The 24489-nt window shown below is 33.3% G+C and carries 18 protein-coding genes and 1 pseudogene; 8 read left to right on the forward strand and 11 right to left on the reverse strand.

All coding sequences use genetic code 11. The features are described 5' to 3' along the window. Positions 1–18: 18 nt before the first annotated feature. Complete coding sequence (betB, locus tag D9V42_RS02615) at positions 19–1512, reverse strand: betaine-aldehyde dehydrogenase (protein WP_122062929.1); 1494 nt, start codon at positions 1510–1512, stop codon at positions 19–21. 199 nt (positions 1513–1711) lie between these two features. Here betB and cudC point away from each other — a divergent pair, with 199 nt between their 5' ends. Further along, positions 1712–2272, forward strand: a complete 561-nt coding sequence (gene cudC / locus D9V42_RS02620; RefSeq protein WP_017723885.1) for a choline uptake/conversion transcriptional regulator CudC — start codon at positions 1712–1714, stop codon at positions 2270–2272. A 176-nt stretch (positions 2273–2448) separates the two neighbouring features. Here cudC and D9V42_RS02625 read toward each other — a convergent pair whose 3' ends face one another. After that, positions 2449–4071 carry a BCCT family transporter gene (locus D9V42_RS02625; protein ID WP_017723886.1) on the reverse strand — a complete coding sequence of 541 codons (1623 nt, stop codon included), beginning with the start codon at positions 4069–4071 and terminating at the stop codon, positions 2449–2451. A gap of 529 nt (positions 4072–4600) precedes the next feature. On the opposite strand from D9V42_RS02625, the gene D9V42_RS02630 reads away from it, so the two are divergent. The 3 genes from D9V42_RS02630 (at position 4601) to D9V42_RS02640 (ending at position 7575) form a co-directional block, all read left to right on the forward strand. Beyond that, the gene (locus D9V42_RS02630) at positions 4601–5317 is read left to right on the forward strand and encodes a class I SAM-dependent methyltransferase (RefSeq protein WP_017723887.1); all 717 of its coding nucleotides are present in this window, start codon (positions 4601–4603) and stop codon (positions 5315–5317) included. A gap of 135 nt (positions 5318–5452) precedes the next feature. Further along, positions 5453–6343: a fructose bisphosphate aldolase gene (locus tag D9V42_RS02635; RefSeq protein ID WP_017723888.1), complete on the forward strand. Its 891-nt coding sequence runs from the start codon at positions 5453–5455 to the stop codon at positions 6341–6343. Between the two features lie 224 nt (positions 6344–6567). Continuing rightward, positions 6568–7575, forward strand: coding sequence for a PTS sugar transporter subunit IIC (locus D9V42_RS02640; RefSeq protein ID WP_122062931.1), 1008 nt, complete (start codon positions 6568–6570; stop codon positions 7573–7575). Between the two features lie 162 nt (positions 7576–7737). Here D9V42_RS02640 and D9V42_RS02645 read toward each other — a convergent pair whose 3' ends face one another. The 6 genes from D9V42_RS02645 to D9V42_RS02670 all read right to left on the reverse strand — a co-directional run bounded on the left by D9V42_RS02645 (position 7738) and on the right by D9V42_RS02670 (position 16756). Beyond that, positions 7738–9138, reverse strand: coding sequence for an APC family permease (locus tag D9V42_RS02645; RefSeq protein ID WP_122062933.1), 1401 nt, complete (start codon positions 9136–9138; stop codon positions 7738–7740). A 173-nt stretch (positions 9139–9311) separates the two neighbouring features. Beyond that, a complete protein-coding gene (locus D9V42_RS02650; RefSeq protein ID WP_122062934.1) occupies positions 9312–10691 on the reverse strand; it encodes an NAD-dependent succinate-semialdehyde dehydrogenase in 1380 nt (459 codons plus the stop codon). Between the two features lie 84 nt (positions 10692–10775). Next, the gene (gabT, locus tag D9V42_RS02655; protein ID WP_122062936.1) at positions 10776–12092 is read right to left on the reverse strand and encodes a 4-aminobutyrate--2-oxoglutarate transaminase; all 1317 of its coding nucleotides are present in this window, start codon (positions 12090–12092) and stop codon (positions 10776–10778) included. Positions 12093–12189: 97 nt separating this feature from the next. Beyond that, on the reverse strand, positions 12190–13590 hold the full coding sequence (gene gabR / locus D9V42_RS02660) for a MocR-like transcriptional regulator GabR (RefSeq protein WP_122062938.1): 1401 nt from the start codon (positions 13588–13590) through the stop codon (positions 12190–12192). A 315-nt stretch (positions 13591–13905) separates the two neighbouring features. Beyond that, entirely contained in the window at positions 13906–15390 is a 1485-nt protein-coding gene (cls, locus tag D9V42_RS02665; protein WP_107529896.1) for a cardiolipin synthase, read from the reverse strand. Positions 15391–15571: 181 nt separating this feature from the next. Further along, on the reverse strand, positions 15572–16756 hold the full coding sequence (locus D9V42_RS02670; protein ID WP_107529895.1) for a CynX/NimT family MFS transporter: 1185 nt from the start codon (positions 16754–16756) through the stop codon (positions 15572–15574). Positions 16757–16842: 86 nt separating this feature from the next. On the opposite strand from D9V42_RS02670, the gene D9V42_RS02675 reads away from it, so the two are divergent. The 4 genes from D9V42_RS02675 to D9V42_RS02690 all read left to right on the forward strand — a co-directional run bounded on the left by D9V42_RS02675 (position 16843) and on the right by D9V42_RS02690 (position 18907). Next, on the forward strand, positions 16843–17388 hold the full coding sequence (locus D9V42_RS02675) for a helix-turn-helix domain-containing protein (RefSeq protein ID WP_107529894.1): 546 nt from the start codon (positions 16843–16845) through the stop codon (positions 17386–17388). Positions 17389–17681: 293 nt separating this feature from the next. After that, positions 17682–17882: a helix-turn-helix transcriptional regulator gene (locus D9V42_RS02680; protein WP_107529893.1), complete on the forward strand. Its 201-nt coding sequence runs from the start codon at positions 17682–17684 to the stop codon at positions 17880–17882. 37 nt (positions 17883–17919) lie between these two features. Beyond that, positions 17920–18399 carry a hypothetical protein gene (locus tag D9V42_RS02685; RefSeq protein WP_244204770.1) on the forward strand — a complete coding sequence of 160 codons (480 nt, stop codon included), beginning with the start codon at positions 17920–17922 and terminating at the stop codon, positions 18397–18399. After that, a complete protein-coding gene (locus D9V42_RS02690) occupies positions 18392–18907 on the forward strand; it encodes a hypothetical protein (protein WP_122062942.1) in 516 nt (171 codons plus the stop codon). Before D9V42_RS02685 ends, D9V42_RS02690 begins: the two co-directional genes overlap by 8 nt. Positions 18908–18932: 25 nt before the next feature. On the opposite strand, the pseudogene D9V42_RS02695 reads toward D9V42_RS02690, so the two are convergent. From D9V42_RS02695 to ppdK, 3 genes and pseudogenes are all read right to left on the reverse strand, one after another. After that, positions 18933–19849 (reverse strand): annotated as a pseudogene (locus tag D9V42_RS02695) (AEC family transporter). 467 nt (positions 19850–20316) lie between these two features. Then, the gene (locus D9V42_RS02700; protein ID WP_122062945.1) at positions 20317–21132 is read right to left on the reverse strand and encodes a pyruvate, water dikinase regulatory protein; all 816 of its coding nucleotides are present in this window, start codon (positions 21130–21132) and stop codon (positions 20317–20319) included. After that, positions 21125–23758 (reverse strand): pyruvate, phosphate dikinase, encoded by a 2634-nt coding sequence (ppdK, locus tag D9V42_RS02705; RefSeq protein ID WP_122062947.1) that lies wholly within the window; start codon positions 23756–23758, stop codon positions 21125–21127. Before ppdK ends, D9V42_RS02700 begins: the two co-directional genes overlap by 8 nt. Between the last annotated feature and the right edge of the window lie 731 nt (positions 23759–24489).

The following is a 24489-nucleotide window of genomic DNA, read 5'->3' on the forward strand; positions in this document are numbered from 1 at the left end:
ATATATTTTATAATTTAGTTATGCTTTACCGAACCAATTGACTGGCTCTGGATTTGTATTACGTAAAATATGCTTTTCTTCTTGATATTCAGCTAATCCAGCTTTACCAAGCTCTCTACCAATACCTGATTGTTTATATCCACCCCATGGTGCTTGTGCGAAATATGGATGGAAATCGTTAATCCAAACGGTACCCATTTTCAATTTATTTGCTACGCGTTCTGCTTTTCCAACATCATTTGTAAACACGCCACCTGCTAATCCGTAAATTGAATCGTTAGCAAGTTCGATTGCTTCTGCTTCAGTTGTGAAACTTTCAATCGTTACAACAGGGCCAAACACTTCTTCTTGTACAATACGCATTGACGTATCACAATCTGTAATAACTGTTGGCTCAAAGAAGAAACCATCTTGTAAATCTTCACGTTCAGGGCGTTTACCACCAATTGCAATCGTTGCATTCTCTGATTTAGCAACTTCCATATAGTTTTCAATTTTTTCACGGTGTTCGGCTGAAATGACTGGTCCCATTTCTGTATCTTCGTCAAAACCGTTACCTAATTTAATATTTTTTATTCTTTCTATAAGTGCTGCTTCAAATTTTTCTTTAATATCGTTATGCACGATAATTCTTGCTCCTGCAGAACAAACTTGACCTGCATGGAAAAATCCACCATTCAATGCTTGATCTACTGCTAAATCAAAGTCAGCATCATCAAATATAATATTTGGATTTTTACCGCCTAATTCTAAAGCAATATTTGTTACGTGATCTGCCGCATTTTTCATAATATGTTTACCTGTTTGAATACCACCGGTAAATGATACTAGATCCACTTCTTTATGTGATGATAGTGGCTCGCCTACTTCTGAACCTTTACCTAGTACAAGGTTAATTACACCTTGTGGGAAGCCTACTTCTTCCATCAATTCAAATACACGAATAGTTGTTAACGGAGTAATTTCACTCGGTTTCATGACTAATGAACATCCTGAAGCTAATGCAGGTGCTATTTTCCAAGATGCTTGAAGTAAAGGATAATTCCACGGTGTGATTTGTGTAACGACACCAATTGGTTCTTTGATAACTTTACTTTCTGTATTTGGAATTGGTGAATCTATAATTTCACCGCCATCTTTGTCTGCTAGTCCAGCAAAGAAATTAAATACATTAGCAATATCGTCCATGTCAGCATAAGATTCTTCTAACGTCTTACCAGTGTCTAATGTTTCAAGTTTAGCTAATTCTTCACGATGCTTAACGATTAAGTCAGAGATTGCTCTCACTTTCTTACCGCGATTTTCACTTGTTTCGTTAGCCCATTCACCATCTTCAAATGCACGTCTAGCTGCTAATATTGCACGCTCGCTATCATCGGCTGTTCCTTCTGCAACTTCAAAAATCACTTCTTGATTAAATGGATTAATAATTTTTCTTGTTTCTTTATTTGAGCTTTCAACCCACTCACCATCAATAAATTGACGGCGAGATAAATTTTTTACAAGTTCCATTAAAATTACCTCCGTTAAGTTTGTTAAATTTTTATTTAACGAATTTTATAGAGTTTATGTTAGCATAGTAATTGAAAGGGTGTCAAACGAGTTCAAATATTACACACTCATTTTCAATTATTATCTAGTATCTATATTACTTAGATGAATTGTCTTTCCTTAATTTGAACTTAAAATTTTTTAATCGGAGGTGTACATATTGGTACATTCTAACAACCCTGAAAATCAATTAGACGAAGCCAAAGATATTGTTATCAATGCCATTGGTGAGACCATGGATTTATACGGTATCAATAGAAGCGTTGGAAATTTATTTGGTACTATGCTTTTCGAAGATAGTATGACGTTGGACGCAATGCGCGAACAGTTACAAATGAGTAAGCCGAGTATGAGTGCTGGCGTTAAAAGGCTCCAAGAATTTGATATCGTAAAACAACAATTCACTCGTGGAAGTAGAAAACAGCATTTCATAGCCGAAAAAGATTTCTTTAATTTCTTCAGAAATTTCTTCACTCGAAAATGGAGAAGAGAAATTGTCATTAACGCTGAAGCTGTCCATGATTCAGTTGCAATTTTAGATAAAATCATTAATGATAAAAACGTTGATGCGGCTACTAAGAGTGAAGCAGTTGAAACTAAACAGCAACTCGTTGATACATTGCCTTATTATGAATGGTTAGATCAATTAAGTGATGCGCTTGAAAGTGGCGAAATCTTCAAATACTTCCCCATACCAGAAGAAACGCACAGAGAAGAATAAGTTTTCGGATTTATAAAAATAAAGATTCTATTACTTATTCTGTTAATGATTCACCTTCATTTTTGTCTTATATACTTAATTTAACCCTATTCGATAATATGTGGCGTTGCATTCTCATTTAATTAATAAAATTATAAAAATAGCTGCCGACATGCTGTCGGCAGCTATTTTGCACTTTATAGATTGTCGTCTTCTTTTTTCTCTCTCACTTGCGTAATTCTTAATGAACGGCGTTCTACTTCTCTATATTTATCAGCACGGTGCTCCAGTTTGAGTCGATCTTCAGACAATGTCCTTAAGAAGGAAATCATCATCATTACAAACACAACAAGTACTGGCACACTTGCTAATACGGAAGCTGTTTTCAATACATCTAATGCACGTTCACCACCTACTAACATTAGCGCAAATGGTAACAAGCACAAAGCAAATGCCCAATATAAGCGATTTGCTTTTAATGGCTCACCAATCACTTTTTTCTGTGATGCTGCAGCTAAAATGTAGGAACCAGAGTCAAATGTTGTTGCTAAGAATAAGATTGCTGAAACCAAGAATAGCACGATAACCAAGTTTGGAAACGGTAAATGATGTAGTACTTCAATAATTGTTGCTTCAGTAGTATGCGTATTTAAGAATTCAATTACATTAAATTGACCACTTATTTGTAAATATACTGCATAGTTTCCAAAGATACCAAAGAATAACATACAGCCTAATGTTCCATATACTAGCGTACCTAAAACAAGTTCTTTTAGTGTACGACCTTTTGATATACGTGCAATAAATAATCCAATAAATGGTGCATAAACTATCCACCATGCCCAATAAAATATGGTCCATTTTTGAGGGAACATTGTTTCTTCACGTCCCCCTATACCACCAAACGGTTCAATCCATGTAGCCATTTGGAAAAAGTTTTTAAACATATTACCCATACTAGTGATTGTTGTTTCCATTATAAATACGGTCGGACCTACAACTAATACAAATCCGAGTAATATAAATGACAATATTACGTTTCCATCACTTAAAACTTTAATACCTTTTTTCAACCCTGAATATGAACTATAAGCAAATATTGCTGTAATAACTAACAAAATAATGCTCTTCATGAGCATATTATCTCCATCTATGCCTGTAAGACGCTCTATTCCTGCTGTAATCATCGGCACACCTAATGCTAATGATGTAGCTGCTCCGCCCAACAAACCAAAAATGAAGACAATATCAACTATTTTTCCGACAATACCATCTGTTTGTCCTTTTAATATAGGACGTAATGTCTGACTAATTTTATAAACTGGTTTATTTTTCACAAATACAAGATAACCAATACAAAGCGCCGGTAATACAAAGGTTGCCCATGCAATTGGCCCCCAGTGGAACATACCATACATAGTTGCATAATTAAGCGCACTATCTGTCATCCCTTTACCACCATGTGGAGGATCTTGATAATAAAATGCCCATTCAATGATACCCCAGTATAAAATATCAGAAGCAATACCAGCACAAAACAGCATTGCAGCCCAACTAAAATTATTGAACTCAGGTTTATCTGTTGCTTTACCTAGAGTTACGTTTCCATATTTACCAAAAGCTATGTATAATACGAAAATCAATGTTGCTAAGCCAATTAGTAAATATATAGAACCTATTGAACTAGAAACAGCATCGTTCATTTTAGTAATAATATCTTGACTTGCTTTTGGAAAGACCATCATAGGAATTACTGCAATAAGTAAAATTATCGATGATCCTATAAAGGTCGTCCAATCCATGACTTTATTCTTTTCCATTTTTGAACACCCCTGAATTTAGTTTTCTTAACTATGTATAAGTTGCTAAAATAAATAAATATTAGCAAAACAAAATATTAATTCACAAACATGAGCCTAACGAACTTTAAATAATAATGCAAATTACATTCAAAAATACCTCCACCAAAATATGAATAATTATATAAAACAAACATTTGTCCATCATATAAAAATCGCCACAATCACAGTGTTAAGTTTAAATTTAACGTAATTAATGAATCTTACAATTTTACTATTTGGATATTTATACTATATTAATGCATAAATATTTGTTTTACTTTTTTTGTTTGAATTCAAAAAAACAGAATTAATTATTATAAAAAAATTAAATTCTTAATACCTAAAAAAGTATAAAATCAATATTTTTTAATTAGATAAAATGAATGCCATTATTGGCAATCATTTGCAAAATTTTAATGTTTTAATTCTCTTAACTCACTTTTTCGCTCAAATATTCTATAATAAGATAAGAAACTTTTGAGTCAAATAAAATAAAGGAGTACTGCAAATGGGAAAATCACAAATTGTTAATTACTGGGATAAACGAGCTGGCTCTTTTGGCGAAAATAAACAAGCAGAATTAGAGAGTAAGCATGCATTAACCTGGATTGATGAAATCAATCAAATTGCCCCTATACATAAAGGGATGAAAATATTAGATATCGGTACTGGTGCTGGATTTTTAGCAATCTTATGCACTCAACACGGAGGAACAGTTACTGGTATAGATCTTTCACCAGAAATGATAGAACATGCTAAAGCAAATGCACAACACTTCAAACAAAATCTAGATTTCAGGATTATGGACGCTGAAAATCTAGACTTTGAAGATGAAACATTTGATATTGTTATCTCAAGAAATGTAACTTGGCTCCTACCAAATACAAATGCTGCTTATAAAGAGTGGTTACGCGTATTAAAACCACAGGGTAAGCTGATAAATATTGATGCTGATTATGGTAAAGATTCATTTGAATCCTATAAATCGATTGGGTCAAATCATGCTCATGACACACTTGATAAAGATATGCTAGCAGAAAGCGAAGCTATTAAGCAGAGTATCCCAATTAATCATCACCCCCGACCACAATATGATATTCAAATACTTAAAGCATTAGGCTTTAATCATATACATCTTGATGAAGGCGTATATCATCGTATTTATAATGAGAAGGACGCTTTCTATAACCCAACACCTATATTTTTGATATCCGTTACAAAATAGATACAATTATTATTACGTATTTTTTATAATAGATAGAATTTTTATTATATTCTGTTATACAAGGTGCCTACAACTTGCGTTTCAGACAGTTTTTTATCATACTATTAATTGAATAAAGTAAAAGGAGTGGTAAGAATGAATAAAGAACAATTTGACAAAGTAAAAAATGGTAAAGGATTCATTGCAGCATTAGACCAAAGTGGTGGTAGTACACCTAAAGCGCTAAGCGACTATGGTGTTACTGAAGATCAATACAATAGTGAAGATGAAATGTTCAAACTCGTTCATGACATGCGTACACGTATTGTTTCATCACCTTCATTTAGCTCTGATAAAATTGTTGGTGCAATCCTTTTCGAACAAACAATGGATCGTGAAGTAGAAGGTAAACATACTGGTGACTACCTTGCAGATAAAGGTATCGTACCATTCTTAAAAATAGATAAAGGTTTAGATGAACAAAAAGATGGCGTTCAATTGATGAAACCAATGCCTGAATTAGACGATTTATTAAGCCGTGCAAACGAACATAAAATTTTTGGAACTAAAATGCGTTCTAATATCTTAGAACTTAATAAAGATGGTATTGATTTAGTAGTTAAACAACAATTTGAAGTAGCTAAACAAATCATTGCTGCAGGTTTAGTTCCTATTATTGAACCTGAAGTTAATATTAATGCTGAAAACAAAGAAGAAATCGAAGCTTACTTAACTGATTCTATATTAGAAGAATTAAATAAATTAACTGATGATCAATTAGTAATGCTTAAAGTAACTATCCCTACTAAAGCAGACCAATATCAATCACTAATTAATCATCCAAACGTTGTTCGCGTCGTTGCGTTATCTGGTGGTTATAGCAGAGAACATGCTAATGAAGTACTTAAACAAAATAAAGACTTAATAGCAAGTTTCTCTCGTGCACTAATCAATGATTTAAATGTAAATCAATCAGATGAAGAGTTCGACAGAATTTTAGGCGAAACAGTTGAATCTATCTATGATGCTTCGGTTAATAAAAACTAAGTATTCATTCTTATAGTTTCGTAACACGTAGCGCTATATAAATTAAATCATTAAGCTTTCTGAGGCTGGGACATTGTATTTGTGTCCTAGCCTCAAATTTTATTCCACTAATATATAACAATAGTTGTATCAATTTCTAAATAAACTAGCCAACACTGAAAACTATCTATATACTAATATTAATTTATAAAATAACTTCATTTAAAAAACAGGGAGCATACTTAATGAAAAATCATTTACATAGATGGGTTATTGAAGCACTAAGTTTTATGGCACTTGGCTTATTTGGTTCATTAATCATTGGACTAATTTTAGAAACATTAGGAAACCAAACTTTGATATCTCAACTCAATTTATCTTTCTTATCTGAAATAGGCAAGGTAGCTATGTCCGTAACTGGAGCAGCAATTGGTGTTGCTATAGCTTATGGTCTAGGTGCAAAACCTCTAGTTATTTTTTCTTGTGTTATCGTTGGGACCCTTGGTTATGACACATTTGGTGGGGGCGCTGTTGGTGCATATATAGCAACACTTATTGTTGTTGAATTAAGCAGACTTTATGCTGGTAAGACAAAAATAGATATCATCATCACGCCTTTACTTACCATTGTAGTGGGTGGGGCGATAGCAAAACTATTTGGTCCAGCTTTAAATCAATTCATGACTGGCTTAGGCAAAGTGATTATAGTTGGGACAGAACAGCAACCATTAGTTATGGGAATAGTCGTGTCTGTTATATTTGGCCTAGCTTTAACAGCACCTATTTCTAGCGCAGCACTGGCTTTGATGCTTGATTTAAGTGGTTTAGCTGCTGGCGCAGCCACTATTGGCTGCGCTTCCCAAATGGTTGGATTTGCGGTCAATAGTTATAAAGATAATGGATGGAGTGGCTTACTATCAATTGGAATTGGAACGAGCATGTTACAGGTTCCGAATATTATTAAAAATCCAATGATTCTCTTACCGCCAACACTTGCAAGTGCCATTGTTGCGCCAATTATGACAACACTATTCCCTATGACGAATAATCCTGCAGGTGCAGGTATGGGTACAAGTGGCTTTATAGGTCAAATTATGACGATTAATACAATGGGTGGTTCGATTCAAACATGGTTGCTGATAGCTATATTCCATATTTTGCTACCTTCATGTCTCAGCTTTATGTTATATAAATTTTTCTTAAATAAACAATGGATTAAACCAGGAGATCAACGTATCAATATAGCTAGTTAAAGATATGATATGTTAATCATATTATGATTTTATATGGTTCATTAAACGCTAAGTAACAATCTATTTACTATTGCCACTTCACATATAAAAAAAAAGATGACTCAATTTCTATTGCTGCTTAAACCAGCTTGTAGAAATCGAGTCATCTTTTTTTATTCAATACTAATTAGATTGTTCATCACCTTGTATTGTTACTTGTCGGCCAGTTGTCACTCTTCTCTTTTGAGTAAAATAAAGGACAAAGGCAACAAAGTACCACGCTAATACGATTAACCACTCTGCTGGCCAAGCGAGTGACGAAGGCATGCCAGGAAGATAAATAATTATAAACAAAATACTAAGTACAACTGCAATAATACCAACAACCCTACCATTTCTAATACGGTACGGTCTTTCTAGATCAGGTTGTGTCTTACGCAATTTTAAAAATGAAATTGCCACTAATAAATAACCTAATACGACACCAATACCTCCAGCATTAACAATCCATGAAAGTGCTGGTCTTCCTAATAATGGCGCTACAAATGCAAGTACACCTAAAAATAAAATACCATGTGTTGGTGTTTTGAATTTAGGGTGAATATAAGCAAACCATTGTGGAATCATTTTGTTTTTAGCCATAGCATACAAAATCCTACTACCACCTATAATAAATGCATTCCAACTGGTAATAATACCTGCGACGCCACCCAGTACGAGTAAAACGCCAAATCCACTATGCCCAAAAAGATTTACCATTGCATCAGCTGTAGCTAGACTGCTTGTACCAAGTGCTTTTGGAGATAATCCTGTTGCGACACCAAAAACAATAAGTAAATAAAAAATCACAGATGCAATAATCGATAAGATTAAAATACCACCTATTTTTTTAGAAGGTGCTTTTACCTCTTCAGCAATCTGTGGTATCACATCAAACCCAACAAATAGGAAAGGAATCATCATCAATACGGACATTGTTCCACCTACACCATGTTCAAACGGCTTTAAGTTACTGAAATTGCCATTAAATCCAGCACCAAAAACAAGTAACAAACCGACCGAAACTATAAAGATTGTAAAAACTGTCTGCATTATCGCTGCAGGTTTAACACCAAAGTAATTTAATGACGTTAAGACAATACTACCAACAGAACCAATTAACACCCATGTTAAGTACACGTCCCATCCAGCAATATTCCACATAAATCCTTGATGTTGAAAAGGAACAACATAATCTATTACTGTTGGTAAAGCCACCGCTTCAAATGTAATTACTGATACATAGCCAAATAATACTGACCAACCAGAAATAAAAGCAATACCAGGTGAAAATGCTTTTTTTACAAAGACAAATCCTCCACCAGTTTCTGGAATTGCAGAAGCAAGTTCTGCGTATGTAAGACCAATTACAATTACTAAAAATCCTCCTATTAAAAAGGCAACAATACTTCCTACAAAGCCTGCTGTTGACACCCATTCTCCCGATAATACGACCCATCCCCATCCAAGCATGGCGCCGATTGCAAGAAATAAGACATCAACAATATTCATTGATTTATCAAACTGTGATTTTTGTGATTTCATTGAACATACCCCATTACATTCTTCAAATTAAAATAATAATTTTACAAGGTCGGCACAGTAATATGACTTAATTACTGTGCTTACAACCTTGTCCTGAATTAATTATTATTTCTTAAATCTTCAACCCTTGTTTATATTTCAATTGAAAGTACTTTAAGCATTCATTTCTAAAGTTATTCTTGAATAGAAAGATATTTTGTTTCTAAATACGGTTCAATACCTTCTATGCCACCTTCTCTGCCATATCCGCTTTCTTTCAAACCACCAAACGGTGCATGTGCAGCAGAAGGGCCTCCGTCGTTCCAACCAATAACGCCATACTCTAATTCATTAAAGAATTTTAATCCAGTACGATAGTCATTAGTAAAGAAGTATGATGCTAAACCGAATTCTGTATCATTCGCTATTTGAATAACTTCATCTAAATTTTCATATGTCATAACTGGTGCAACTGGTCCAAATGTTTCTTCATGCATAGCTTTCATATCCAAATTTGCGTTAGAGATAACTACTGGTTTCAAGAAATTTCCACCTAACGATTGAATCTCTTCAATGCTACGCGACAACTCTCCGCCTTTCGCTTGCGCATCAGTTATATGCGTTAATACTTTCTTAACAGCTTGTGCATCGATAAGTGGTCCTACTTTCACGTCATTTTCTAAACCATTACCTACAGTCAGTGCATGCACTTTTTCTATTAATTTCTCTGTATATGTCTCTGCGATATCTTGATGTACATAAATTCTATTGGCACATATACACGTTTGACCTGCATTTCTAAATTTAGAAGCAATTGTTCCATCAACAGCTGCATCAATATCCGCATCTTTATGCACAATTAACGGTGCGAGTCCACCTAATTCCATTGTTACATTTTTAACCTGTTGTGCTGATTGTTCTATCAATGTTTTACCCACTGCAGTTGACCCAGTAAATGTCACTTTACTGATAAGTTCATGTTCAGTAAATAAATCACCTGCTTCTTTACCAGATGCAATAATATAAGAAATAGCATCTTTAGGGAAGCCAGCTTCATGGGCAAGTTCTACTAACTTAATTGTAGTTAATGGCGTTTTTACTGCTGGTTTACAAATAATTGTACAACCGGCTGCTAAGGCTGGTGCCATTTTCCGCGTAATCATAGCTGCCGGGAAATTCCATGGCGTAATTGCCCCAACAACGCCTACTGGGAATTTATCTATAATAATTTTTTTAGACGAAGCATTGGCTGGAATTGTGCGACCATAAACACGTTTTGCTTCTTCTGCATACCACTTCACATAAGAATTAGCATAAGTAACTTCACCTTTTGCTTCAGCAAGTGGTTTACCGCCCTCTAATGTGATGAGTCGTGCTAATTCATCTTGATGTTCATCTATAAGTTCTGCCCATTTCAATAATTTAGCAGAACGTTCGTGAGCGTCTACTTTTTTCCATTGTTGAAATGCTTTATGTGCTCGTTCCACTTGTGCTTGAATATCTTCGCCACTTGTATAATCTAAGCGTTCAATGACTTCATTTGTAGCTGGGTTAAATACTTCTAATTTTGTCATATTAAGGTCTCCTTTTTATTGATCAATTATAAAATACTTATAATTATCCATACCCTATATCAAAAAAGCATAAAGTATAACTGTTTATGCGATACCTTCTTTAGTAATTACAGTCTCAAACACATCAGTTAAAATACGTAAGCCTTCATTTAACTCGTCATCTGTAATAACTAAAGGTGGTAAGAATCGAATAACATTGCCTTTAATACCGGCAGATAACAACAATAGACCTTTTTCATTTGCTACTTGTACAAGTTTACCTGTTAATGCTTTATCAGGTTCACCGGTTTCAGGATTAACTACTTCAAAAGCAACCATGGCACCTAATCGACGTATACTTGAGATTTGATCATATGTTTCGCTCAATGATGTTAGATATGTTTCTAAGTTATAACCTAGTTGTTCTGCTTTACCGTTTAAATCTTCTGTCTCTATAATTTCAATAACTTTAAGCGCAGCCTCACAAGCTAATGGATTTCCAGCATAAGTACCACCCAATTCTCCTGGTGCAGCACTATCAATGATTTCTGCCTTACCAACTACACCACTTAATGGAAAGCCTGCAGCTAAAGATTTAGAAACAGTGATTAAATCTGGTTCAATATCAAAATGTTCTATAGCAAAAGTTTTGCCCGTTCTAGCAAAACCACTTTGAATTTCGTCAGCTACAAAGACAATACCATTATCTTCACAAATTTGTTTGACTGCTTTTACAAATTTAGAATCTGGGATAATGAACCCACCTTCACCTTGAACAGGTTCCATAACAATACAAGCCACATCACTTGGGTCTACTGTTTCTATAAAGAAATCATGTAATTTATTGATAATTTGGTCTGTATAAGCTTCAGTTGATAATTCTTCAGATTTTTCTGAAATATTTGGGTAAGGCGCTTGATAAACTTCTGGTGCAAATGGACCGAAACCAAATTTGTAAGGTTTCACTTTACTTGTCATTGACATAGTTAAATTTGTTCTACCATGAAATCCTCTTACAAATGAAACGACCGCTTGTCTGCCAGTATATTTTCTTGCAATCTTCACTGCATTTTCTACAGCTTCTGCGCCCGAATTAAGCAATATTGATTTTTTTTCAAAGCTACCTGGTGTAATCTCTGTTAACTTTTGTGCTAAGTTTAGATAACTTTCATACATAATCACATTAAACCCTGGATGTATAAATTTATCTAATTGCGTTTTTAAGTGCTTCGTAATTTCAGGATGTGTATGTCCTACATTCAATGTTCCAATTGCGCCGGCAAAATCAATAAATACATTACCTTCGACATCTTTAATGGTTGCACTTTGCGCTTCATTAGCAACATGCAAATTTCCGTTTCCTACACCGCGTGCTACATATTTTTCACGTTGTTCTTTATAATAATTAAATTTATCTGACATCATGAAACCTCCTATAACTTAATTACAAATGTTATTTCATTTATTGTCTAAAAATTTAAAATATTATTGGTGTTCTGTAAAGTACCAGTTTAACTCATTATATGGTACCAGATGGATCAATGATTACTTTTTTTAAACGTTGAACCGCTTCAGGTATTTGCTGTTGTTCGATTTTAGAGAAACCAATAATCAATGTCTTTCGCTCACTATTATTTTGAAGCGCTTTCACATTAAAACGATTTATTGTATAAAGCTCTAATTTATATGCTTTAGCGCGTGATTCAATTTCTTCATAAGTATACGGTGAAACAACTTCAATAATAAAATGTAAACCTGCTTGCGTATCTTTGATATCAATATTATTACCAAATGTCATTTGCAATTCCTCAATAAGATATGCCCTCTTTTTACCGTATAACTGATGCATCCTTTTTAGATATTTTTCATAGTGTCCTTCTTTAATCAGTAAATTTAATGTTAAAGCATTTAATATTGAAAAATCAGGAATTGTACTTTGATTTTGTACTTCAAATTTTCGAACTAATTTCGCTGGTAATATCATATAACTGATACGCAACGCTGGCATTAACGTTTTTGAAAAAGTGCCTAAATATATTACGCGTTCATTTTTATCAAAACTAAATAGTGAAGGAATATTATCCGTTTCATATTTGAATTCGCTATCATAATCATCTTCAATAATGTAACTGTGCGTCTTACTCGCCCAGTTTAATAAGCTTATACGTCTAGATACAGGCATAATTGTGCCCATAGGAAATTGATGCGAAGGTGTCACAATAATAGCATCTGGTTGTACCTTTTTAATTTCTTCTATAGAAATACCTTTATTATCTAATGAAACAGGAACCATTTGTGTTTGTGTTTGCTGCAATATAGTCCTGAACCTAGAATAACCTGGATTTTCGACTGTAATCTTCACATTTTCAGACATGAGTTGTATCAATTTCATTAATAATGTATTGGTGCCTGAACCAATAATTATTTGTTCTGGATGACATTGAATACCTCTTTGATAAGAGACGAGTTTAGCAATAGATTGCCTTAATTCTATTGGCCCTTTCACATTTGGGATTGATGAGAGGTAATGATCATAGTCTTGAAAGACACGTTTGGTTAATTTTGTCCATATATCTATTGGAAATTCAGATATGTCAGTGCTCATATGAGAAAATGAATAGTCATAATCTATTTCTGCAACACTTTTATACGAAGCAAGTGTATTTTGGGCTTCTGGGTTAATGATTAATTTGTCTAATGGCTCCACAAAATAGCCTTTTCGCTCTTCTGTATAAATATATCCTTCAGCTAATAATTGTTCATATGCGGCTTTGACGCTATTCACACTTACATTCATATGCTTCGCCATATTTCTTTTGGAAGGTAACTTTTCATGGCTTTCGTATTTAGAAGCTAGCATATCAGACTTCAAACGTTTATATAATTGTCTATAGATATATTGATTTGTATCACGCTGCATAGGCACACCTCTCTATTATTCAATAAATAAATTATTATTACTATTAGCTATAGTAATTCATGATTTTATAAATTATATCATATAAATGCGACGTATTTTGGCGAGACTATTGAGGGGACAGGACGAGCTGAAAACCACAGGCTGAAGCTGTCCCCTAAGTAAGCGAGCCAACAATACGAAGTATTGAACAAAAAGAAGCACTCAGATGAATTGAATTAAATCATCTGAATGCTTCTTTTCTAGGATTGATACCCTAATTCTTATCTATGTGCTGATGCAACAGTTATCTCTTTTTCGGGATACCATCATTCTCACTTATAATATAGGTGAAGCTAATTTTGCAATAGCTTGTTTAAATTTAATCCAATTAGAACGCTGATTATAACGTGCTTCTGTCAATTCTTGTGATACTTTCAAATCTTCAAAGAAAGCGTCTTTAAGTTTTTTAGTAATACGTTCATCATACATAAAGGCATTGATTTCAAAGTTTAATTCAAAACTTCGGATATCCATATTGGCAGAACCTACGCTTGCAACTTCGTCATCTATAATCATCATTTTAGAGTGGATGAAGCCATTTTCATATGTGTAAACTTTAACACCATCTCGTATAAGCTGAGCCACACTTGAAATTGTAGCCCAATATACAAATATATGATCCGGTTTGCAAGGTATAATCAAACGTACATCCACACCTGACTTAGCAGCAATACGCAAAGCATTAATATAACCTTTATCCGGAATAAAGTACGGACTATGCATATAAATAGATTTCTCAGCTTTCATAATCATCTTCATGTAACCAAATTCAATTTGATGCCAATTATCACTTGGCGCACTGAGTGCTAATTGCATGGACACATCGCCGCCTTGATTCGCATTTTCTGGGAAATATTTTTCATTATAATCTAATTGCTCACGTTTAGCTTGCGAGTTCCAATCATGAATAAAGCTTAGCTGTAATGCATCTACGCCATCACCTCTAACTCTTAGATGCGTATCTCTCCAATAACCAAATTTTTCATTTAATCCTAAGTATTCATCTCCAATATTAAAGCCTCCGACATAACCAGTCATACCATCAATGACAACAATTTTACGGTGATTTCTATTATTCACTCTAAAATTGATTAAAGGAATTTTGGCTTGAAAGAATGCTTCAACTTGGCCACCCGCTTCTTGGAATGATTTGAATTTTGATTTGTGGACAGATTTTGAACCTACTGCATCATATAATAGTTTAACTTCTAACCCTTCATTTGCTTTTTCTTCTAAAATATTAACAATTTCAGTGCCCAAACCATCTAATTCTAAAACATAATATTCCATGTGAATGTAGGACTTAGCATTACGTAAGTCTTCTTTCATCTGCGCAAATAAATCATGACCATCAGTATAAATATCAACATTATTATCATTACTTAAAAATGATGGTTCTTTTGTTAATAACGTTGTTGCAATATCTTTATGTTTTCTTACAATTGGATTTTCAGAATCACTAATTTTATTTGTCGATGGTTTCAATTGAGATTCTACACGTTTCATACCATCCTCTATTTGGTTATGTGCAAAGCCTCGCTCACGTTTCTTACGCACACCTCTACCAAAGAAGATGTAGATAAAGAAGCCTAATATAGGCATGACGAAAAGTAAGAACAACCATGCCCAAGTTGCTGTCGCATCTCTTCTATCTCTATCTAAAAATACAATTAAAAGTGCTAATATAATATTCACTACGAAGAAAAATGCTAAAACACCTCGGTAGATCGGACTTACACTTGGATCAAAAATTAACTGCATAAACTCACCTCATTGTGCTTGGCTTGTCGAAAGATTTATAAAGCCATCAAAATATTTACTAATTAAATTAAATATACAACATGTATATTACTAAAAGTGCAATGATTATCAAAATCAATTATATTGTAAAATCTTTAATTTTACCATCTTCTTCAGTCTATTGTTTATAAAATGATTTGCGTTATTTCTGTAGAGTTTGTTCAATAGTGTGATTACGACCAGCTTGAGAACCAAATAGCGTGATAATACATGCTGTTATTAATAAAATGGATAATGAAGCCAACCATTCACCCGTAATGTCATGTAAAATACCAAATAGTAATGGGCCAATTGCAGCAAATAAATAACCGATAGATTGTGCCATACCTGACAATTTAGCAGCTGTTTCACTATGCTCTGTTCTCAGACTAAAGAACGTGTTAACTAAACCGAATGCAATACCACCCGCCATCCCAATAAGAATTGTTGATACAATTGCTAATTGTGGCATAAATATCATAATTACAACACCTACTATAAAACATAACCCAGTAATAAAAGTTAATAAAAACTGAGATTTCATTTTTGTAGCAAAAATAGGTGTAATAAATGTAAATGGGATAATTGATATTTGAAGCACCGATAGATAAGCGCCCGCTTCATTGATTGACATGCCACTTTGTGCAAGGTATGCTGGCATCCAGTTTATAAGTGCGTAAAAGATCAGCGATTGTCCCCCCATTAGTATAGTAATCTGCCATGATAACGGAGATTTCCATACATTAATACTTTCTCCAGATATGGCGGTCGTCATCTCTTGTTTACCTTTTAATTGGAATGACCATAAAATAATTGTTAAAAGCGTTACAATGCCAATAACACTGATCGCAATATTATAGTTAAAGGCTTTTACTAATGGCGCTGTTCCATATGAAGATAAGCCCCCAAAGACATTCATAACAACAGTATAATAACCAGTCATAATACCAATATGCAGTGGAAACTTCGCTTTAATAACTGCTGGTGCGAGCACGTTACCAAAACCAATACCTATACCAATCAATATAGTGCCTATGTACAACCATGAAACACCCGTAACTGACCTAACAATAATACCTATTAATATTAAGCATAAAGCTAGGAAAATCGTTTTCTCAAGTCCTAACCTATTACTCGTTCTAGCAGCAAATAATGAAATTACAGCAAAGGCTAACAAAGGTACAACTGTAACCACACTAACAGCACTATTGGATAATGCTAAATCTGCTTTTATATCTGGTAATGCAACACCTATAGAAGTTATAGGCGCTCGTAAATTGGCGCCAACTAATAAAATACCTATAAATAATAACCAATTAAATGGTTTTGTTTTTCTATAATTTTCCATACCTTACCACCTTGAGGGGATTATTTTAAAATCAACACACTATATGGTACGATATGTACGTTATATTGTAAATAGGAGCGATGCATTTGTATAATATTCAGAATATAGTAGCGAAAAACATTGCCGACCATCGTAGGAAGCATCAGCTTAGCTTAGAGAAAGTTGCAAAGGCGACTGGAGTCAGCAAAAATATGTTAAGCCAAATTGAAAAAGGAAATTCAAATCCTACCATTACAACCCTTTGGAAAATTGCCAATGGACTTCATCTATCTTTATCACAATTAACATCATTAAATAATGATACAGTAGATTTTATTGATGAATCTGACATTGTGCCAATCATTGATGATAAAGTTACCATTTATCCATATTTTCCATACGATGATCATAAGAAATTTGAAATGTTTAAAATGGTAATAGAACCAGATGGGAAAATGGACTCAGCACCTCACCATATGGGTTCCGAAGAATATATCATTGTAAACGAAGGTAGCCTTGAAATAGAAGTTGGTTCAACAATATATACAATTAACCATCATCAAGCTTTTCGTTTTAACAGTGATGTACCACACTGTTATCGAAATCGTGGAAACGTAACTGCTGTTTTCACCTCTACAATGTATTATCAATAATCCATTATAAAGTCACTATGCTAGGAAACTACTTTATAAAACCACTTCTAAAAGTTCCACTGTCAAAATATTGAGCAAGTGGGACTTTTTCTATGTCCATTAGTTCATATATTCCTCATATTTAATTACAAACCCTTACAACTGTTCTACAACATATCTATTTCGCTTAACAAAACATATCATCATATTATTTTGATCATTAAATAAAAAATGTAGCATTGACACTTTTGCAAATGTCGTATATATTGTACATGTAACATATATTTGACACACAAGGTGGCGATATATTCACCATGAATAAAGTTAAGCATTATCGAAACGCCAAGCATATGTCTCAACTTACACTTTCAAGAACAGTTGAAGTATCAAGGCAAACAATCAATATGATTGAAAATAATAAATATAATCCATCATTGAATTTATGTATTAATATAGCGAAAGCTTTAGATGTTACACTCAATGATTTATTTTGGGAGGAGCATTCATATGAATAGAAAAGATAAGTGGCTATATCAAAATTTCACCGGCTCAATGAGTAATCCAGATGAATACCAACAGTATGAAATCGATAAAACTCTAGCCAAACATAGTATTATCGGATTATATGTACTTATCGCACTCGTTTATTTATCTGCTTTCTTCGACATTGAACGTGAGTTTTTATCTCCGTTTACTATTGGCGGGGCGTTATTACTTATCATTTTAGGTTGTAGAATGTCAATGAGTAAATTTAGTGCTGATCCATTAGAAATAGAGGTGAAAGATCGAGAAGTATATCATAAATTGCTACGAGAAACTCGTAATAAAAGAATCATTTTCTTAATCATTGCAATAAGCTATATGCTGTTGACTACAACAGTGATTGCGCCAATCCTTGCAGGCAATAGTTTAAACTTTACTAGTTTAACCAAGTTCAACACCTATCTACCTTTAATTGTCTTTATAATATTTACGATTACAAAGGATTCGCGGATAAAATTGCTAGATGAAAGGGGTAAACATGATGGATAATGACAAAATTCTACGTTTAATCCCTAATTTTAGATTTACAGACGAATATGAACGTCAACAACTATTACATGATTATGCTAGGTTCTCTCCATGGATTTTTTATGGTGGACTCATCATCAGTGCGTCAGATTTTTTTATAACTAGCTATCTAAATCGCCTACCTATATTAGGTACATTAACTTTCATATTAATCTTAATCTATTCAATCATATTAATCGCTTCACTTCGTAAGAAAAAAGTAGATACTTTAGAAGTATATACTGAGGCACAATATAAGATGCAATTAAAAAAATTACATAAAAGTAGCATATTATTCGCAACTATAATGTTTGTAGTATTCAACCTAAATAATTATTGGATACCACTCATTTCAGGTTCTGATTTACCACAAAGTTCAGATATCTTGAAAAATCTATTTGTTAATTTAATCATTGCTATTATAACGGGTTTTGTCATTTATGGTTTTGCTAGAATTAAACTCATTAAAGCATACAAAGATAATGATTAATAATATGAATTGTCTTATGATTTATTTAAAATAAAACATAAGACAAATAAATCACACCAGTAACTGTTAACATACTAAATAATGTAGAAAAAAGGACGATTTGCGCGTGAAGTTCTGGTTCCACTTGATATTCCATGGCAATTGTCGATGCATTTCTAGAAGTTGGAAATGAACTCGCAATTAATAGTGATTGTGCAATAATGCCATCAATATTAAGTATATAGATAGCAGCTAGAGAAACCATTGGGCCTACTAGTAATCTGCCTATTAACGAAATCGTAATAACACGATGGAAAAATTTAAATTTAATTTTTGATAATTGAGCACCCAGTAAAAGTAACGCTATGGAACCAAAGCCATCTGAAAGCTGCTCAATTGGTATTAGCGCAAATTGTGGTAATTTAATTTCAAATACTTGGAAAAAACACCTAGTAAAAGTGCGTGAAACACAGGTAGTTTTAGAAAAAAAGTAGCGATATCTTTGATAGAACTTGTGGCTGATAACAAATTATACATACCATATGAATAAGTTAATAAATTTTGAAATACTAAAATCAAAATTTGTACAGAAACACCCAATGGGTTTTGGCTGAATATAAATTGGCTGACAGGTAATCCATAGTTTCCAGAGTTCATTAAAGATATACTATTTTTTAAAGCTGCTCCTTCGCCATCCTCTAATTTTAATAATTTTGCAATAATGTGACTTATGCATATTAAACTAATACTGTAAATCACTACATAATATATAATTTGCGAAAATACTTGAAATTCAATCTTAATATGATAAATGTTTATAAAGACAGCAGCAGGCATTAGGCAATATGTAATTAACGTAGAAAAATTTTGTAATTTAAAGTCAAATTTTCTTTGCAAAAATGCCCCAATAACTATTAATAGTAAAATGGGTAATATAACTTCTAAGATAATAAATATAAACATAAACAACCCTCACTATAGCGTATTTAATAGTGCTCTTCCTCCCACCTAACTATAGCTTAAATTACCATAATTATAACTATAAGTATAAACTTAATTTATTATTTATATACATAAGATTAGCTTATAGTTTAAAAAATTAATCTTTAATGTATCTATTCCTCTTAAAAAATTTAATTATAATTAGTAAAAATAATGTAATTCATTCAAATAATTATACTGTTACAAAGTATTTAGACAATTATTTAGTGTAACAATCTCTTCTCTATTAAAGCCATAACGAAGTGTTTGAATTTTTTCTAAGCAACCGGTAGAAATTGTTTTGGCAACGCCCTTTAAATATAAAAATGACTAATCCAATATCATGTGGATTAGTCATTTTTTGATAATGAAGTTTATACCCAGTTCCATTTTTAGTTTTTAGATTTAATATTTTCTTTTACTATTCTCTAAATAGTAATAACATCAAATCATAAAAACTTTTCTATATAAAACGCTGATTCTTCAATTGATTTGTATTCCGTGTTAATGACTGTTGCGTTTAATTTTTCAAAAATCTCTTCAGCATATATCAATTCTTCTCTGATTCTTTCAATACTGTTATAGTTTGTTGGACCGTGTAGCCCCAACACTTTCACACGTTCATTACGTATGTTCAAAATATAATTAGGACTGGCAGTTAAACCAAATACTTTTAAATCCTGATGCCTAAAAACTTCATCAGGTATATCTACTTCTGGTACCAATGGTATATTTGCAATTTTGTAACCTTTATTCGCTAAATACATACTAAGCGGTGTCTTAGATGTTCTTGAAACACCAACAATAAGTGCATCGGCTTCCCCTATGTTAGTAAAATGTTTACCATCATCATATTTAACAGAGTATTCCATAGCTTCTATTCTTCTAAAATAATTTTCATCTAATTTACGTAAGGCTCCACTTTCTAAAATAGGCGAACAATTTGTGCGTTGCTGGATAATACCAATTAAGTCAGACATGTAATCAACATATGGGATACCCGCTTCTTTTGCAAATTGTTGACCAACCATATTAAATTCAGGATTCACTAATGTTGTTATCACAACTGCTGCGCGTGCTTTAGCACTTTTTAATATATTAATAAGCTCTTCTTCATTTTTTATAAAAGGAAACTTTTTTATTTCAATTTGTGATACATCAGGAAATTGAGTTAACGTTGCATGTACCATCCGTTGCGCTGTTTCTCCTATGGAATCTGAAATAACATATAATCTGAGTTGTGGTTCTAACGAATCATTAAACATGTAATCGACCACCTTTAACCTCGCTTTGTGCAGTCGATAACAATGCGCCAGGCACTCTAAATGGTGAACATGAAACATAGTCAATATCTATTTGACTAAAGTAATGGATAGATTTATCGTCTCCACCTAACTCGCCACAGACCCCTATTTTAATAGTCGGGTTAACAGCTTTAGCTTGTTTTGTAGCCATTTTGACAAGTTGACCAACACCATCTTGATCTAATGTTTGGAATGGGTCATTTTCTAAAACACCTTGTTCTGAATAGGAACCAATAAATTTACCGGCATCATCTCTAGAGAACCCAAACGTTAATTGCGTTAAATCGTTAGTACCAAAGCTAAAGAAATCACATACCTTCGCTAATTCACCGGCGATTAGGCAAGCCCTTGGTGTTTCAATCATTGTTCCAATTAGGTATTGAATTGTTTCTCCAGCCTCTTGTTGCAATTGTTCTATCTTTTCAACAATTTTAGCTCTTAAAATTGTGAACTCAGCCACTGTAGAAACTAAAGGAATCATGATTTCTGGTTGACACTCAATACCTTGTGCTTTCAAACGTAACGCACTTTTCACTATAGCTTCAACTTGCATCACATACAATTCTGGATACGTAATAGCAAGACGACAGCCTCTATGCCCCAACATTGGATTTACTTCGTCTAAACTCTCAATGTATTGTTCCAATTCTCTTACAGACACATTCAACTGTTGAGCTACATTGTTTTTTTCTTCCACAGAACTTGGTAAAAATTCATGAAGTGGCGGATCTAACAACCTAATAATCGTTGGTCTTTGACCAGATAACTTTAATATCTCTTCAAAATCAGTCATTTGATATTGCTGAATTTTATTTAATGCATTAATACGTTTATCTTGTGTATCTGATAAGATAAAGCGACGCATTTCAATTAAGCGTTCAGGGCCAAAGAACATGTGCTCTGTACGAACAAGTCCTATGCCTTTAGCATTAAACTGATAACCAGTCTGAATGTCTTGAGGCGTTTCCGCATTCATTCTAACCTGTAATTTCGCTACATCTTCTGCCCATGACATAAACTGCTCAAACGCTTCACTACGCTCTGCTTTCATCGTCGACACTTCGCCATAATAAATATCGCCCTTTGCACCATCTACGGAAATAACATCTCCTTCGTGCAACGTACCTCCTGAATAATTAACTACTTTATCTATGACATTAATTTCGATATCAGAACATCCTGTAACACAACATTTACCCATTCCGCGTGCTACAACGGCTGCATGCGAAGTCATACCACCATGCGTTGTAATAATTGCTTCACTTGCAATCATTCCTTCAATGTCTTCTGGAGAAGTTTCTGGTCTCATTAAAATAACTTTATTGCCCTTTTCTGCTTGTTCTTTCGCATTTTCTGCTGAAAAAACAATCTTACCACTCGCTGCTCCTGGGCTTGCTGGCAAACCAATTTTAGAAATTGTAGTTGCTTGTTTAAGTGATTGCTCATCAAAATTAGGATGCAGTAACTGATCAATAGATTTTACTTCGACATTCATTACTGCTTCTTCTTTACTTATAACGCCTTCTTCAACTAAATCAACTGCAATGTGTATGGCAGCATTAGCAGTACGCTTGCCATTTCTCGTTTGTAGTAAATATAACTGTCCATTTTCAATCGTAAACTCAATATCTTGCATGTCTTTGTAATGCGTTTCGAGACGTTTAGAAACATCTACAAACTGTTGATGTACTTGTGGCATTTGTTCTTTCAATGACTCGATATCTTTAGGTGTACGGATACCTGCCACAACATCTTCACCTTGTGCATTTAACAAATACTCTCCAAAGAGCTTAGCTTCTCCTGTAACTGGATTACGTGTAAACGCAACTCCCGTCCCACTATGTTCTCCACTGTTGCCAAATACCATTTCTTGGATATTGACAGCAGTACCAATATCATGTGGTATTTCATTCAATTCACGATATATACGGGCGCGATCGTTGTCCCACGATTTAAACACTGCTTCAATAGCTTCCGTTAATTGATCAATAGGCGATTGTGGAAATGGCTTATAAACTTCTTCAATGTACACTTCTTTAAAATGGTCGCAAATTACTTGTAGTCCTTCAGCTGGAATATCTGCATCATTTTGATAACCATGCTTTATTTTGTATTGATTGAAATATGTATCAAATGATGCCATTGGAATACTATATACGACTTCGCCAAACATTTGTAATAGACGGCGATAACAATCATAAGCAAAACGAGCATCCTCAGTCTTTTCAGCTAGCTTTTTAACATTGTCATCATTTAAACCTAAATTTAAAATGGTGTCCATCATTCCTGGCATAGAAATTTTAGCGCCACTTCTTACTGAAACTAATAATAAAGCTGTGTCTGAAGAAAACGATTTTTGTGTACGTTCATAGAAATCAGCCAATTGAGTATTTAATTGATCCATGAGTGAATCAGAAAGCTTAGACCCATGTTCTAAATATTTTATACATGCCTCCGTTGTTAATGTAAAACCATCAGGAACTGGTAAACCCAGGTGCTTCATTTCTGCCAAATTAGCCCCCTTACCTCCTAATAAATCTTTCATCGATTTTTGCCCTTCATCAAATGCATAAATATATTTTGTCATACTGAATCACCTCAAATAGTTATTATGTTATACTAATTGCTATTGAGTATGTCGTATTAAGCGGAAAATGACAACTAAAATATAAAAATTTGTTCATATTCATTTCTTTTTGCACCTTTATCTCTTGATATATCATAATTTTGTTGTATAAAAAAAGCCCAAGCAACATTGATTTGTTGCTTGGAACTTTTAACATCACCAGTTCATTGCCATTTTTATATAACATGGTTAAATGACTTAATATATTATTAGGTTTATTTTTCAAATGAGAGCATTTAAGTCATATAATTATAATTTTGTATAACTAAAAGTTAAAAGCAGATGCATTTACACTATCTTCTTTCTATTTCAAATTACTATTTGATTTAAACTGGCTCTTAAAATTTTGCGGACTTTAAAAGTAGGTGAAATAGAGAAATCACATTTTCTAATCAAGATATACTAAATAAATTGGAGTACGAAAATTACAAAAAATGGCAGATTACAGCACAAGTGTTGTATTGTGCTAGAGTAAGTGATTATTATTTAAAATATAATCGTTTGTCAAAGTGACATACAGAGGATTTATCATACTAGCTTCTCATAGTTAACCTAGCATGATAAGTTACAACAACATTCATACATTGTTAAACCTAATTCGTTTTGACTATTTTCATGTAGTGTAATATGTTTTCATCAAATCATCACAATAATTCATTCAAAACTTCATAAGTACTTTTTATCCATTATGT

Origin of the sequence: Staphylococcus pseudoxylosus (genome assembly GCF_003697915.1) — a bacterium.
GTDB classification, from domain to species: domain Bacteria; phylum Bacillota; class Bacilli; order Staphylococcales; family Staphylococcaceae; genus Staphylococcus; species Staphylococcus pseudoxylosus.

Coding starts and splice junctions, on each gene's coding strand:
- cls (WP_107529896.1), bottom strand. CDS start 15,390: ATGCAGTTAATTTTTGATCCAAGTGTAAGTCCGATCTACCGAGGTGTT.
- D9V42_RS02650 (WP_122062934.1), bottom strand. CDS start 10,691: ATGACAAAATTAGAAGTATTTAACCCAGCTACAAATGAAGTCATTGAA.
- gabT (WP_122062936.1), bottom strand. CDS start 12,092: ATGTCAGATAAATTTAATTATTATAAAGAACAACGTGAAAAATATGTA.
- D9V42_RS02690 (WP_122062942.1), top strand. CDS start 18,392: ATGGATAATGACAAAATTCTACGTTTAATCCCTAATTTTAGATTTACA.
- D9V42_RS02700 (WP_122062945.1), bottom strand. CDS start 21,132: ATGTTTAATGATTCGTTAGAACCACAACTCAGATTATATGTTATTTCA.
- D9V42_RS02625 (WP_017723886.1), bottom strand. CDS start 4,071: ATGGAAAAGAATAAAGTCATGGATTGGACGACCTTTATAGGATCATCG.
- D9V42_RS02685 (WP_244204770.1), top strand. CDS start 17,920: ATGAGTAATCCAGATGAATACCAACAGTATGAAATCGATAAAACTCTA.
- D9V42_RS02635 (WP_017723888.1), top strand. CDS start 5,453: ATGAATAAAGAACAATTTGACAAAGTAAAAAATGGTAAAGGATTCATT.
- betB (WP_122062929.1), bottom strand. CDS start 1,512: ATGGAACTTGTAAAAAATTTATCTCGCCGTCAATTTATTGATGGTGAG.
- ppdK (WP_122062947.1), bottom strand. CDS start 23,758: ATGACAAAATATATTTATGCATTTGATGAAGGGCAAAAATCGATGAAA.
- D9V42_RS02630 (WP_017723887.1), top strand. CDS start 4,601: ATGGGAAAATCACAAATTGTTAATTACTGGGATAAACGAGCTGGCTCT.
- D9V42_RS02640 (WP_122062931.1), top strand. CDS start 6,568: ATGAAAAATCATTTACATAGATGGGTTATTGAAGCACTAAGTTTTATG.
- D9V42_RS02670 (WP_107529895.1), bottom strand. CDS start 16,756: ATGGAAAATTATAGAAAAACAAAACCATTTAATTGGTTATTATTTATA.
- D9V42_RS02680 (WP_107529893.1), top strand. CDS start 17,682: ATGAATAAAGTTAAGCATTATCGAAACGCCAAGCATATGTCTCAACTT.
- gabR (WP_122062938.1), bottom strand. CDS start 13,590: ATGCAGCGTGATACAAATCAATATATCTATAGACAATTATATAAACGT.
- D9V42_RS02645 (WP_122062933.1), bottom strand. CDS start 9,138: ATGAAATCACAAAAATCACAGTTTGATAAATCAATGAATATTGTTGAT.